The sequence below is a fragment of the Solwaraspora sp. WMMD1047 genome (genome assembly GCF_029626155.1).
GTDB lineage: Bacteria > Actinomycetota > Actinomycetes > Mycobacteriales > Micromonosporaceae > WMMD1047.
Map to the genome: position 1 here is coordinate 809,480 of NZ_JARUBL010000001.1, position 11,623 is coordinate 821,102.

Here is an 11,623-nt window from a genome sequence, read left to right on the forward strand (position 1 = left end):
CGTGAAGGTCAAGAAAGGTGACACGGTTGTCGTCATCGCCGGTAAGGACAAGGGTGCCAAGGGTAAGGTCATCGCGGCCTACCCGCGGCAGGACAAGGTCCTGGTCGAGGGCGTGAACCGGGTCAAGAAGCACACCCGCATCAGCACCACCCAGCGCGGTGCCAAGACCGGCGGCATCGTCACCCAGGAGGCCCCGATCCACGTCTCGAACGTGCAGGTCCTGGACTCCGACGGCAACCCGACCAGGGTCGGGTACCGGATCGACGACAGCGGCCAGAAGGTCCGCATCGCGCGCAGCACCGGTAAGGACCTGTGATGACGACGGCAACCGAAACGAAGACCCTGCCGCGCCTCAAGGAGCGGTACCGCAACGAGGTCGTGGCGAAGCTGCGCGAGCAGTTCGAGTACGGCAACCCGATGCAGGTCCCCGGCCTGGTCAAGATCGTCGTCAACATGGGCGTCGGCGAGGCCGCTCGGGACGCCAAGTTGATCGAGGGTGCGGTCCGCGACCTCACCACGATCACCGGCCAGAAGCCGCAGGTGCGGCGGGCGACCAAGTCCATCGCGCAGTTCAAGCTCCGCGAGGGGATGCCGATCGGCGCGAAGGTCACCCTGCGGGGCGACCGGATGTGGGAGTTCCTGGACCGGCTGCTGTCGATCGCGCTGCCCCGGATCCGCGACTTCCGCGGTCTGGACGGGCGCAAGCTCGACGGGCACGGCAACTACACGTTCGGTCTGACCGAGCAGTCGGTGTTCCACGAGATCGACCAGGACCGGATCGATCGGCAGCGGGGCATGGACATCACGGTGGTCACCACCGCCAAGACGGACGACGAGGGTCGGGCGCTGCTCAAGCTTCTCGGCTTCCCGTTCAAAGCGGACCCGAGCAAGGAGAACTGAGCAATGGCGAAGAAGGCGCTGATCCTCAAGGCGGCCGCGAAGCCGAAGTTCTCGGTTCGCGCCTACACCCGCTGCCAGCGGTGCGGACGTCCGAAGGCGGTCTACCGCAAGTTCGGCCTCTGCCGGGTGTGCATCCGGGAGATGGCCCACCGCGGCGAGCTGCCCGGCGTGTCCAAGGCCTCCTGGTGAGGGCGTGCCCCGGCAACCGGCGGGGCGGGGATCGTAACCCGGTTGAGGCCCAGCTGCGTTCCGGCCGCGGGTCGGAACGAGGATCGCAACGCCGTAGGCCCCGGGCCGCGCGCCCCGGGAACCCCGGCGAGAAAGGCTGACGAAGAACCCATGACTATGACCGATCCGATCGCAGACATGCTCACCCGTCTGCGTAACGCCAACCAGGCGTACCACGACCAGGTGACGATGCCCTACTCGAAGATCAAGGCGAACATCGCCGAGGTCCTCAAGACCGAGGGTTACATCGCCACCTGGTCGGTCGAGGAGCCCGAGGAGGGTGTCGTCGGCAAGCGGCTGGTGGTCGAGCTGAAGTACGGCCAGAACCGGGAGCGGAGCCTGGCCGGCATCAAGCGGGTGTCCAAGCCCGGCCTGCGGGTGTACGCGAAGTCGGACGGGCTCCCGCGGGTGCTCGGCGGGCTCGGCGTGGCGATCATTTCGACGTCCCAGGGGCTGCTCACCGATCGGCAGGCCCGCAAGCGGAGCGTTGGCGGGGAAGTCCTCGCCTTCGTCTGGTAACGGAGAATCGATAATGTCGCGAATTGGACGCAAGTCGATCCCGGTGCCCTCCGGTGTCGACGTCACCATCGACGGGCGGACCGTCAAGGTCAAGGGCCCGAAGGGCGAGCTCTCCCAGACGCTCTCCGAGCCGATCACGGTCGAGCGCGGTGACGACGGGCACGTGCACGTCAACCGCCCGAACGACGAGCGCCGGGCCAAGGAGCTGCACGGGCTGAGCCGGACCCTGGTCGCCAACATGATCGTCGGAGTGACCGAGGGGTACCGCAAGACCCTGGAGATCGCCGGCACCGGCTACCGGGTCACCGCCAAGGGCAGCGACCTGGAGTTCGCGCTCGGCTTCTCGCACCCGGTGCAGGTGCCCGCGCCGGCCGGCATCACCTTCACGGTGGAGCGGCCGACGCTGTTCCACGTGGCCGGCATCGACAAGCAGTTGGTCGGCGAGGTGGCCGCCAACATCCGGAAGATCCGCCCGCCGGAGCCCTACAAGGGCAAGGGTGTCAAGTACCAGGGCGAGGTCATCCGCCGCAAGGCTGGAAAGGCAGGTAAGAAGTGACCGCCACGCTGCTCAAGCGCCGCCGCGGCGTCGCCGCCAAGCGCGCCATCGGGCGGGCGCGTCGGCACTTCCGCGTCCGCAAGAACGTCAGCGGCACCGCGGAGCGGCCCCGTCTGGTCGTCACCCGCTCGCTGCGGCACATCACCGCCCAGATCGTCGACGACACCAAGGGGCACACCCTGGCGTCGGCGTCGACCCTGGACGCGTCGATCCGCGGCACCGAGGGCGACAAGAGTGCCCTGGCCGGCAAGGTCGGTGCGCTGGTCGCCGAGCGGGCCAAGGCCGCCGGCGTCGGCAAGGTCGTCTTCGACCGCGGCGGCAACCGGTACGGTGGGCGGCTCGCCGCCCTGGCGGACGCCGCCCGCGAAGCCGGCCTCGAGTTCTAGTAACCCCGTCACGAGAGAGAAGGAAGGCTGCTGATGCCAGGTCAACAGCGCCGTGGCGGCGGGTCCGGTGGCAACGAGGGTGGTCGCCGCGACAACCGCCGTGAGGGCGGCCGCGGAAACGCGCCCGTCGAGAAGACCCCGCACCTTGAGCGGGTCGTCGCGATCAACCGAGTTGCCAAGGTCGTGAAGGGTGGTCGTCGCTTCAGCTTCACCGCCCTGGTGATCGTGGGCGACGGCGACGGCACGGTCGGCGTGGGCTACGGAAAGGCCAAGGAGGTGCCGGCGGCGATCGCCAAGGGCGTCGAGGAGGCCAAGAAGCACTTCTTCAAGGTGCCGCGGATCGCCGCGTCGATCCCGCACCCGGTGCTCGGCGAGGACGCCGCCGGAGTGGTACTGCTCAAGCCGGCCAGCGCCGGTACCGGTGTGATCGCCGGTGGTCCGGTGCGCGCCGTGCTGGAGTGTGCCGGAATTCACGACGTGCTCTCCAAGAGCCTCGGGTCGTCGAACGCGATCAACATCGTGCACGCGACCGTCGCGGCCCTGAAGAGCCTCGAGTCGCCGGAGGCGGTGGCCACCCGTCGTGGCCTGCCGGTCGAGGACGTGGCGCCGGCCGCGATGCTGGCGGCCCGGGCGGGGGTGACGTCCTGATGGCACGGCTCAAGGTCACGCAGGTCCGATCCAACATCGGGACCAAGCACAACCAGCGGGAGTCGCTGCGTTCGCTCGGGCTCAAGCGGATCAATGACGTGGTGGTCAAGGAGGACCGTCCCGAGATCCGGGGCATGATCTTCAAGGTGAACCACCTCGTGACGGTCGAGGAGGTCGACTGATGACGATCAAGGTGCACCATCTCCGTCCGGCGCCCGGGGCGAAGACCCCGAAGACGCGGGTCGGTCGTGGTGAGGGCTCCAAGGGCAAGACCGCCGGCCGGGGTACCAAGGGCTCGAAGGCCCGCAAGAACATCTCCGCGGCCTTCGAGGGTGGTCAGATGCCGCTGCACATGCGGCTGCCGAAGCTGAAGGGCTTCAAGAACCGGTTCAAGGTCGTCTACCAGGTGGTCAACCTGGACCGGCTCGCCGAGCTCTTCCCCGACGGCGGACAGGTCGGTCCCCGGGAGATGGTCGACGCCGGCGCGGTCCGCAAGGGCCAGCCGGTCAAGGTCCTCGGCACCGGTGACCTCGGTGGTGTGACGCTCCAGGTGTCGGCGCACGCGTTCAGCGCGTCGGCGAAGGAGAAGATCGCCGCAGCCGGTGGCTCCGCCACCGAGCTTTAGGTCTCACGTGGGTCCGTGGCGCTCGGCCGGTCTCGATCGGCGGGCGCCACGGCCTACGCAGCGGCCCTGCGGTATCGGTAACATCGGAGCCGGTGTATGTTCTCCGGGCGCACCTGCCCCGGAACGCGCCGGACTGTTAGAGTCCGATCCCAGCTAGGGATATCGGGTTCACCGCCCGACAACCACCCCACCCCGCCACGAACCACCGGCGGCCCGCTTCGCGCAGGAGGAAGAAGTTGCTCTCCGCCTTTCTCAGTGCGTTCCGCACGCCTGACCTGCGCAAGAAGCTGCTGTTCACAGTAGGCATCATCGCGGTCTACCGGCTCGGCGCGACGCTGCCCAGCCCGGGCGTCTCCTACGGCAACGTGCAGCGATGCATCGACACCGTCGAGACCCAGGGCGTGTTCACGCTGCTGAACCTCTTCTCCGGTGGTGCGCTGCTGTCGCTGTCGGTCTTCGCGCTGGGCATCATGCCCTACATCACCGCGTCGATCATCCTGCAACTGCTCACCGTGGTCATCCCGCGGTTGGAGCAGCTCCGCAAGGAGGGCCAGTCCGGCCAGGCGAAGATCACCCAGTACACCCGCTACCTGACGCTGGGCCTCGGTGTGCTGCAGGCGTCGGCGTTCGTGGCGCTGGCTCGGTCCGGCCAGCTCTTCAACGGCCAGTGCGACGAGTTCCCGATCATCCCCGAGGGCACCGGGCTGCCGATGTGGCTGACGGTGTCGATCCTGGTGGTCACCATGACCGCCGGCACCGGCATGGTGATGTGGCTCGGCGAGCTGATCACCGACCGCGGCGTCGGCAACGGCATGTCCGTGCTGATCTTCACCTCGATCGCGGCCCGGCTCCCCAGCGAGGGCTGGTCGATCAAGACCACCCACGGCTGGGACATGTTCGGCCTGGTGATCGTGCTGGTGCTGGTCGTCATCACCCTGGTGGTCTTCATCGAGCAGTCGCAGCGCCGGATCCCGGTCCAGTACGCGAAGCGGATGATCGGCCGGCGGATGTACGGCGGCACCTCCACCTACATCCCGCTGAAGGTCAACCAGGCGGGTGTGATCCCGGTCATCTTCGCCTCCTCGCTGCTCTACCTGCCGCAGTTGGCGCTGCAGTTCTTCGACCCGAACGACCCGGGCGACGTGCAGGCCTGGGTGCAGAACAACCTCGCCGACCCGCGCAGCCCGATCTACATCGTCGTCTACTTCCTCATGATCATTTTCTTCACGTACTTCTACGTGTCGATCACGTTCAACCCGACCGAGGTCGCGGACAACATGAAGAAGTACGGCGGTTTCGTACCGGGCATCCGGCCGGGCAAGCCGACCGCGGACTACCTCGACTTCATCCTCAGCCGGATCACCCTCCCCGGCGCCTTCTACCTGGGCCTGGTCTCGATCCTGCCGAACTTCTTCTTCATCTGGCTGGACAGCGACCAGTACGTGAACTTCCCCTTCGGCGGCACCGCGGTGCTCATCATGGTCGGCGTCGGTCTGGAGACGGTGAAGCAGATCGAGAGCCAACTCATGCAGCGGAACTACGAAGGGTTCCTGCGGTAGATGCGACTGGTTCTGGTCGGTCCCCCCGGGGCGGGAAAGGGGACCCAGGCCGAGTTCATCGCCGCCCACCTGGCCGTGCCCAAAATCTCGACCGGGGACATCTTCCGGGCCAACGTCTCCCAGGGCACGCCGCTGGGAGTCGAGGCCAAGCGCTACATGGACGCCGGCAAGCTGGTGCCCGACGAGGTCACCATCAACATGGTCCGCAGCCGGCTCGCCGAGCCGGACGCCGGCGAGGGCTTCCTGCTGGACGGCTTCCCGCGTACCACCCCGCAGGCGGCTGCCCTGGACAAGCTCCTGGCTGACCTGGGCACCGCACTCGACCTGGTGCTGGAGCTGGTGGTCGACGACGACGAGGTGATTCGCCGGCTCTCCGGCCGGCGGACCTGCCGGGGCTGCGGCAAGATCTGGCACGTCGAGTTCGACGCCCCCAGCACCGAGGGTGTCTGCGACCGGTGCGGGGCAGACCTGTTCCAGCGCGACGACGACAAGGCCGAGACGATCGCCGAGCGGCTCCGGGAGTACGCCGACAAGACCGCGCCGCTCGTCGACTACTACGGCGCCCAGGGCAAGCTGGTCGGCATCGACGCCACCGGGCCGGTGGAGGACGTCACGGTCCGGGCCATCGACGCGCTGCGCTCGTACGGCGGATAGGCTCGGTTCATGCGCCGTCACCAGCTGGACATCCAGCTGAAGACCCCTGACCAGATCGACCGGATGCGGGCCGCCGGGCTGGTCGTCGCCGCCGCGCTCGCCCAGATGCGGGCGGCGGTCGCCCCGGGCGTCTCCACCGCCGACCTGGACGCGATCGCCGAGTCGGTGATCCGGGATGCCGGCGCGGTGCCGTCGTTCAAGGGCTACCACGGTTTCCCGGCGTCGATCTGTTCCTCGGTCAACGAGCAGGTGGTGCACGCCATCCCCGCCGCCGACCAGGTGCTCCGCGCGGGTGACCTGATCTCGATCGACTGCGGCGCGGTGCTGGACGGCTGGCACGGCGACGCGGCGATCACCGTCGGGGTCGGCGAGGTGCGCCCGGAACTGCTCCGGATGGCGCAGGTCGCCGAGGACGCGATGTGGGCCGGGATCGCGGCCGCCGCCCGCGGCGCGGCCACCGGACGCGGCAAGCTCACCGACATCTCGTACGCGATCGAGCGGGCGGTCCGGCGCGGCGGCCGGTACGGCATCGTCGACGGGTACGGCGGGCACGGCATCGGCACCGAGATGCACCAGGACCCGCACGTGCTCAACCACGGCCGGCCGGGCCGGGGGCCGAAGCTGGTGCCGGGGCTGGCGCTGGCGATCGAGCCGATGATCACCCTCGGCTCGCCGCGGACCGAGGAGCTGGCCGACGGCTGGACCGTGGTGACCCGGGACCGGTCGGTCGCCGCGCACGTCGAGCACTCGATGGCCCTGCTGCCGGACGGGGTCTGGGTGCTGACCGCCGAGGACGGCGGCCGGAGCCGACTCGGTGACCTGGTCACCGCCCGCCAGCCGGCCACCTCGACGCCGCGCTGACCGGTGACCCCTCGCCGCTCTGGCGTCGCGGTGGCATGCTCTTAGCCATGGACCGGCGGGACGAGATGCGGGCGGCCGACGCCGATCGCGAGGCGGTGGCCGATCAGCTCCGGGCGGCGTTGAACGAGGGGCGGCTCGATCTCGGCGAGTACGACGAGCGGCTGCAGCGGACCTACGCGGCCCGCACCTACGCCGACCTGAAGGGCCTGCTGGACGACCTGCCCGGCACCGTGCCGCCCGGCCAGGCGCAGCTGGCGCCGCTCGACCCGGCGGCTCCCGCCGCGAAGTGGCGACCCGGCCCGGACGGGAAGTACCCGGGGGCGACCCGGGCCTGGCTGGCCGACACCTGGGACGGTTACTTCGGGGCGGTCGGGATCACGGTGGCCATCTGGGCGGTGATCTGCATCATGGTCCAGGATCTGATCTACTTCTGGCCGGGTTGGGTGGCCGGGCCGTGGGGCGCGGTGCTGGTGGTGCTCACGGTGAGCGGCCTGTTCAACGGGGAGCCGCAGAAGTGGGCGGCCAAGCGGGCGCACCGGGAGCGGGAGAAGCTCGAGCGGCGGGAACGCCGCCGCCTGGAGCGCGGCGGGGAGTCGTCGTGAACTGAGGGCGGCGGGCCGGCGGTGTCGGCTATGCTGTCTTCGTCCTACGGAAGAAATTTCGCCTGTTTCCACCACTTCGCCCGATCCAACATGCCGACGGGACCTCGGTTTGGCGTCGGTACGCGTGCGCGCGTACACTGGCAGATCGGCGCACAGCGTCCACTCCGGCATGCCCACCCTGCGCTTCGGTGGGGCCGGAGCCGCGGCTGGCCCGGATGGTCCTCCATCCGGTGTAAGACGTTGTGGGCCGTCCGGAGTAACCGACGTCAGGACAGCGGAGGACATGCCGAAAAAAGACGGAGCCATCGAGATCGAGGGTCGGGTCATCGAGCCACTGCCGAACGCCATGTTCCGGGTGGAGCTCGCCAACGGCCACAAGGTGCTGGCTCACATCAGCGGCAAGATGCGGCAGCACTACATCCGCATCCTGCCCGAGGACCGGGTCGTCGTCGAACTCTCGCCGTACGACCTGACCCGCGGGCGCATCGTCTACCGCTACAAGTAGTCGCCTGACGGCGGCCGGGAAATCCCGTGTCCGTCTTCATAGTTCGCCGGTCGTGCCGAGGCGCGGCGGGCGGACCCAGATGGGAAGTAAGGCAACCGTGAAGGTCAAGCCGAGCGTCAAGCGGATCTGCAACAAGTGCCGGGTGATCCGCCGGCACGGCCGGGTCATGGTGATCTGCACCGACCCGCGCCACAAGCAGCGCCAGGGCTGAACCGCTCCATCCAGAACAAGCTCGTCCCAGCCACGAGCGGCGAGGCGCGCAGCGCGTACGCCTATCGTGGCTGACCCCCGGTCGGAGGCCGGGGCCCGTCGTGGTTTTGGGCAGACGGGGTGGGGCGGGTACAGACCTCCGCGACACCAGCATGAGGAGTACGCCCACAGATGGCACGTCTAGCCGGCGTTGATCTCCCCCGCGACAAGCGGTTGGAGATCGCGCTCACCTACATCTTCGGGGTCGGTCGGACCCGGGCGGTCGAGACACTCACCGCCACCGGCATCTCCCCGGACAAGCGCGCCAAGGACCTCACGGACGAGGAGCTGCTGCAGCTCCGGAACCACATCGAGGCCAACTACAAGGTTGAGGGCGACCTGCGCCGCGAGGTCGCCGCTGACATCCGCCGCAAGGTCGAGATCGGCTGCTACGAGGGCATCCGGCACCGCCGGGGGCTGCCCGTCCGGGGACAGCGGACCCGGACCAACGCACGCACCCGGAAGGGCCCGAAGCGGACCGTCGCCGGCAAGAAGAAGCCCGGCAAGAAGTAACTAGGAGCGCAGAAGACTTATGCCACCGAAGGCTCGCGCTGGGGCCGCCGTCAAGAAGGTCCGGCGCAAGGAACGCAAGAACGTCGCCCACGGGCAGGCGCACATCAAGAGCACCTTCAACAACACCATCGTGTCCATCACGGACCCGACCGGTGCGGTCATCTCCTGGGCCTCGGCCGGCCAGGTTGGCTTCAAGGGCTCCCGCAAGTCGACTCCGTTCGCCGCGCAGCTGGCCGCCGAGGCCGCCGCGCGCCGGGCGATGGAGCACGGCATGCGCAAGGTCGACGTGTTCGTCAAGGGCCCCGGCTCCGGCCGGGAGACCGCCATCCGTTCGCTGCAGGCCGTCGGGCTGGAGGTCGGGCAGATCTCCGACGTCACCCCGCAGCCGCACAACGGGTGCCGTCCGCCGAAGCGTCGTCGGGTCTGAGAGGTAGAGGAAAGAGATGGCTCGTTACACCGGTCCCGACTGCCGTCGCTGCCGTCGGGAGAAGATGAAGCTGTTCCTCAAGGGCAGCAAGTGCGATGGGCCGAAGTGCCCGTTCGAGTCCCGGCCCTTCCCGCCCGGCCAGCACGGCCGTGGTCGGACCAAGGAGACCGAGTACCTGCTCCAGCTCCGCGAGAAGCAGAAGGCCCGCCGGGTGTACGGCGTGCTGGAGAAGCAGTTCCGCGGGTACTACGAGGAAGCGGTGGCCAAGCAGGCGAAGACCGGTGAGGTCCTCCTGCAGATCCTCGAGTCGCGGCTGGACAACGTGGTCTACCGGGCCGGCCTGGCCAAGTCCCGCGACCACGCCCGGCAGCTCGTCAAGCACGGGCACTTCATGGTCAACGGCCGGAAGGTCGACATCCCGTCGTACCGGGTCAAGGAGCACGACATCGTCGAGGTCCGGACCAAGTCCAAGGAGCTGACGCCGTTCATCGTGGCGCAGGCCGAGGCCGGTTCGAAGACGGTGCCGGCCTGGCTGGAGGCGATCCCGAGCCAGATGAAGGTGCTGGTGCACTCGCTGCCGGCCCGCCAGGTGATCGACACCCAGGTCCAGGAGCAGTTGATCGTCGAGCTCTACTCGAAGTAGTAGTCGTACCCGTTTGGGCGTCATATAGCGGGCGCCCCAACACAAGGAGAACTGAAGTGCTCATCACCCAGCGGCCGACCCTCTCCGAGGAGTCGATCAGCGAGACCCGCTCCCGGTTCACCATCGAACCGCTTGAGCCGGGTTTCGGTTACACCCTGGGCAACTCGCTGCGGCGGACCCTGCTGTCGTCCATCCCGGGCGCGGCGGTCACCTCGATCAAGGTCGACGGCGTGCTGCACGAGTTCACCACGATCCCCGGTGTCAAGGAGGACGTGGTCGAGCTCGTCATGAACGTCAAGGAGCTCTGCGTCAGCTCCGACCACGACGAGCCGGTCAGCATGTACCTGCGCAAGCAGGGCCCCGGCGACGTCACCGCCGGTGACATCCAGCCACCGGCCGGCGTGTCGGTGCACAACGCCGACCTGAAGCTGGCCACCCTCAACGGCAAGGGTCGGCTCGACATGGAGCTGACCGTCGAGCGGGGTCGCGGTTACGTGACCGCCGCGCAGAACAAGCAGTCCGGCGCCGAGATCGGTCGGATCCCGGTCGACTCGATCTACTCGCCGGTGCTGAAGGTGACCTACCGGGTCGAGGCGACCCGGGTCGAGCAGCGGACCGACTTCGACCGGCTGATCATCGACGTCGAGACCAAGGCGTCGATCGGCCCGCGGACCGCGCTCGCCTCGGCCGGCTCCACCCTGGTCGAGCTCTTCGGGCTGGCCCGGGAGCTGGACGAGAGCGCCGAGGGCATCGACATCGGCCCGTCGCCGCAGGACGCCCAGCTCGCCGCCGATCTGGCCCTGCCGATCGAGGAGCTGGACCTGACGGTCCGGTCCTACAACTGCCTCAAGCGCGAGGGCATCAACAGCGTCGGCGAGCTGATCGGGCGCACCGAGGCCGACCTCCTCGATATAAGGAATTTCGGTCAGAAGTCCATCGACGAGGTCAAGATGAAGCTGGCCGGGATGGGCCTGGGTCTGAAGGACTCGGCGCCCAACTTCGACCCCGCCCACGTCGTGGACTCCTTCGGTGAGGCGGACTACGACATCGACGACTACCGCGAGACCGAACAACTGTAGTCCGCGCAGAAGAATCGAGGAGCACCAACCATGCCCACGCCCACCAAGGGCCCCCGCCTCGGCGGCAGCCCCGCGCACGAGCGGCTGATGCTGGCCAACCTGGCCACCTCGCTGTTCCAGCACGGCCGGATCACCACCACCGAGTCGAAGGCCAAGCGGCTGCGCCCGTTCGCGGAGCAGCTGATCACCAAGGCCAAGCGGGGCGACCTCGCCGCGCGGCGTCGGGTGCTGACCGTCGTGCGGGACAAGGACGTGGTCTACACCCTGTTCGACCAGATCGCGCCCCGGTTCGCCACCCGCAACGGCGGCTACACCCGGATCGTGAAGAAGGGTCCGCGCAAGGGCGACGCCGCCCCGATGGCGATCATCGAGCTGGTCGAGGAGTTGGCGGTCGCGGCACCGGCGGCGCCGCCGGCCAAGAAGGCCGCCCGCAAGGCCGCCCAGCAGGACAAGGTCGAGGCGCTCGCCCGCGACGACGAGCCGGCTCCCCGGTCGAGCGACGCCGACCAGGACGCGGGCGCGCCCGAGTCGGCCTCGGGTGACACCGCGGCTGCCCGCGCGGACAGCGACGAGAGCACCGAGACCCGCTGAGCGGGTTCCGCCGTACGGCGGAAGGTCAGACAGTGTCGGGCCCGGCACCCCACGGGGTGCCGGGCCCGACCCGCATCC

At 68.8% G+C, this 11,623-nt stretch carries 20 protein-coding genes; all 20 read left to right on the top strand.

Translation table 11 applies throughout. The features are described 5' to 3' along the window. Nucleotide 1: 1 nt before the first annotated feature. The 20 genes from rplX (at nt 2) to rplQ (ending at nt 11,545) form a co-directional block, all read left to right on the top strand. Entirely contained in the window at nt 2-316 is a 315-nt protein-coding gene (gene rplX, locus O7627_RS03805; protein WP_278092108.1) for a 50S ribosomal protein L24, read from the top strand. Then, entirely contained in the window at nt 316-900 is a 585-nt protein-coding gene (rplE, locus tag O7627_RS03810; RefSeq protein ID WP_278092109.1) for a 50S ribosomal protein L5, read from the top strand. Before rplX ends, rplE begins: the two co-directional genes overlap by 1 nt. Nucleotides 901-903: 3 nt before the next feature. Beyond that, nucleotides 904-1,089, top strand: coding sequence for a type Z 30S ribosomal protein S14 (locus O7627_RS03815; RefSeq protein WP_007073023.1), 186 nt, complete (start codon nt 904-906; stop codon nt 1,087-1,089). A gap of 150 nt (nt 1,090-1,239) precedes the next feature. Continuing rightward, entirely contained in the window at nt 1,240-1,647 is a 408-nt protein-coding gene (gene rpsH, locus O7627_RS03820; protein WP_278092110.1) for a 30S ribosomal protein S8, read from the top strand. A gap of 13 nt (nt 1,648-1,660) precedes the next feature. Next, complete coding sequence (gene rplF / locus O7627_RS03825; protein WP_278092111.1) at nt 1,661-2,203, top strand: 50S ribosomal protein L6; 543 nt, start codon at nt 1,661-1,663, stop codon at nt 2,201-2,203. A gap of 8 nt (nt 2,204-2,211) precedes the next feature. Continuing rightward, nucleotides 2,212-2,589: a 50S ribosomal protein L18 gene (gene rplR, locus O7627_RS03830; RefSeq protein ID WP_347404701.1), complete on the top strand. Its 378-nt coding sequence runs from the start codon at nt 2,212-2,214 to the stop codon at nt 2,587-2,589. A 33-nt stretch (nt 2,590-2,622) separates the two neighbouring features. Continuing rightward, a complete protein-coding gene (rpsE, locus tag O7627_RS03835) occupies nt 2,623-3,237 on the top strand; it encodes a 30S ribosomal protein S5 (protein ID WP_278092113.1) in 615 nt (204 codons plus the stop codon). Next, nucleotides 3,237-3,419, top strand: coding sequence for a 50S ribosomal protein L30 (gene rpmD / locus O7627_RS03840; RefSeq protein WP_278092114.1), 183 nt, complete (start codon nt 3,237-3,239; stop codon nt 3,417-3,419). The genes rpsE and rpmD overlap by 1 nt, the downstream gene beginning before the upstream one ends. Further along, nucleotides 3,419-3,862: a 50S ribosomal protein L15 gene (rplO, locus tag O7627_RS03845; RefSeq protein WP_278092115.1), complete on the top strand. Its 444-nt coding sequence runs from the start codon at nt 3,419-3,421 to the stop codon at nt 3,860-3,862. Before rpmD ends, rplO begins: the two co-directional genes overlap by 1 nt. Before the next feature lie 236 nt (nt 3,863-4,098). After that, the gene (gene secY, locus O7627_RS03850; RefSeq protein WP_278092116.1) at nt 4,099-5,421 is read left to right on the top strand and encodes a preprotein translocase subunit SecY; all 1,323 of its coding nucleotides are present in this window, start codon (nt 4,099-4,101) and stop codon (nt 5,419-5,421) included. Next, nucleotides 5,422-6,075 carry an adenylate kinase gene (locus O7627_RS03855; RefSeq protein WP_278092117.1) on the top strand — a complete coding sequence of 218 codons (654 nt, stop codon included), beginning with the start codon at nt 5,422-5,424 and terminating at the stop codon, nt 6,073-6,075. It abuts the gene before it with no gap. A 9-nt stretch (nt 6,076-6,084) separates the two neighbouring features. Beyond that, nucleotides 6,085-6,936, top strand: a complete 852-nt coding sequence (gene map / locus O7627_RS03860; protein ID WP_278092118.1) for a type I methionyl aminopeptidase — start codon at nt 6,085-6,087, stop codon at nt 6,934-6,936. 47 nt (nt 6,937-6,983) lie between these two features. Beyond that, the gene (locus O7627_RS03865; RefSeq protein ID WP_278092119.1) at nt 6,984-7,538 is read left to right on the top strand and encodes a DUF1707 domain-containing protein; all 555 of its coding nucleotides are present in this window, start codon (nt 6,984-6,986) and stop codon (nt 7,536-7,538) included. A 283-nt stretch (nt 7,539-7,821) separates the two neighbouring features. After that, nucleotides 7,822-8,043 (top strand): translation initiation factor IF-1, encoded by a 222-nt coding sequence (infA, locus tag O7627_RS03870; RefSeq protein ID WP_007073013.1) that lies wholly within the window; start codon nt 7,822-7,824, stop codon nt 8,041-8,043. Nucleotides 8,044-8,140: 97 nt separating this feature from the next. Further along, the gene (rpmJ, locus tag O7627_RS03875; protein ID WP_012184307.1) at nt 8,141-8,254 is read left to right on the top strand and encodes a 50S ribosomal protein L36; all 114 of its coding nucleotides are present in this window, start codon (nt 8,141-8,143) and stop codon (nt 8,252-8,254) included. 170 nt (nt 8,255-8,424) lie between these two features. Then, on the top strand, nt 8,425-8,805 hold the full coding sequence (rpsM, locus tag O7627_RS03880; RefSeq protein WP_278092120.1) for a 30S ribosomal protein S13: 381 nt from the start codon (nt 8,425-8,427) through the stop codon (nt 8,803-8,805). A 19-nt stretch (nt 8,806-8,824) separates the two neighbouring features. Further along, a complete protein-coding gene (rpsK, locus tag O7627_RS03885) occupies nt 8,825-9,232 on the top strand; it encodes a 30S ribosomal protein S11 (RefSeq protein WP_007073011.1) in 408 nt (135 codons plus the stop codon). Between the two features lie 16 nt (nt 9,233-9,248). Next, nucleotides 9,249-9,875 (top strand): 30S ribosomal protein S4, encoded by a 627-nt coding sequence (gene rpsD, locus O7627_RS03890; protein WP_278092121.1) that lies wholly within the window; start codon nt 9,249-9,251, stop codon nt 9,873-9,875. 56 nt (nt 9,876-9,931) lie between these two features. Then, nucleotides 9,932-10,954 (top strand): DNA-directed RNA polymerase subunit alpha, encoded by a 1,023-nt coding sequence (locus O7627_RS03895; protein WP_278092122.1) that lies wholly within the window; start codon nt 9,932-9,934, stop codon nt 10,952-10,954. Nucleotides 10,955-10,984: 30 nt separating this feature from the next. After that, nucleotides 10,985-11,545, top strand: a complete 561-nt coding sequence (gene rplQ, locus O7627_RS03900; RefSeq protein WP_278092123.1) for a 50S ribosomal protein L17 — start codon at nt 10,985-10,987, stop codon at nt 11,543-11,545. Nucleotides 11,546-11,623: the final 78 nt, after the last annotated feature.

Bases quoted from the DNA above. Each gene is read 5' to 3' on its own strand.
- rplE (WP_278092109.1), top strand. From the start codon at position 316: ATGACGACGGCAACCGAAACGAAGACCCTGCCGCGCCTCAAGGAGCGG.
- O7627_RS03815 (WP_007073023.1), top strand. From the start codon at position 904: ATGGCGAAGAAGGCGCTGATCCTCAAGGCGGCCGCGAAGCCGAAGTTC.
- rpsH (WP_278092110.1), top strand. From the start codon at position 1,240: ATGACTATGACCGATCCGATCGCAGACATGCTCACCCGTCTGCGTAAC.
- rplF (WP_278092111.1), top strand. From the start codon at position 1,661: ATGTCGCGAATTGGACGCAAGTCGATCCCGGTGCCCTCCGGTGTCGAC.
- rpsE (WP_278092113.1), top strand. From the start codon at position 2,623: ATGCCAGGTCAACAGCGCCGTGGCGGCGGGTCCGGTGGCAACGAGGGT.
- rpmD (WP_278092114.1), top strand. From the start codon at position 3,237: ATGGCACGGCTCAAGGTCACGCAGGTCCGATCCAACATCGGGACCAAG.
- rplO (WP_278092115.1), top strand. From the start codon at position 3,419: ATGACGATCAAGGTGCACCATCTCCGTCCGGCGCCCGGGGCGAAGACC.
- O7627_RS03855 (WP_278092117.1), top strand. From the start codon at position 5,422: ATGCGACTGGTTCTGGTCGGTCCCCCCGGGGCGGGAAAGGGGACCCAG.
- map (WP_278092118.1), top strand. From the start codon at position 6,085: ATGCGCCGTCACCAGCTGGACATCCAGCTGAAGACCCCTGACCAGATC.
- O7627_RS03865 (WP_278092119.1), top strand. From the start codon at position 6,984: ATGGACCGGCGGGACGAGATGCGGGCGGCCGACGCCGATCGCGAGGCG.
- infA (WP_007073013.1), top strand. From the start codon at position 7,822: ATGCCGAAAAAAGACGGAGCCATCGAGATCGAGGGTCGGGTCATCGAG.
- rpsM (WP_278092120.1), top strand. From the start codon at position 8,425: ATGGCACGTCTAGCCGGCGTTGATCTCCCCCGCGACAAGCGGTTGGAG.
- rpsK (WP_007073011.1), top strand. From the start codon at position 8,825: ATGCCACCGAAGGCTCGCGCTGGGGCCGCCGTCAAGAAGGTCCGGCGC.
- rpsD (WP_278092121.1), top strand. From the start codon at position 9,249: ATGGCTCGTTACACCGGTCCCGACTGCCGTCGCTGCCGTCGGGAGAAG.
- rplQ (WP_278092123.1), top strand. From the start codon at position 10,985: ATGCCCACGCCCACCAAGGGCCCCCGCCTCGGCGGCAGCCCCGCGCAC.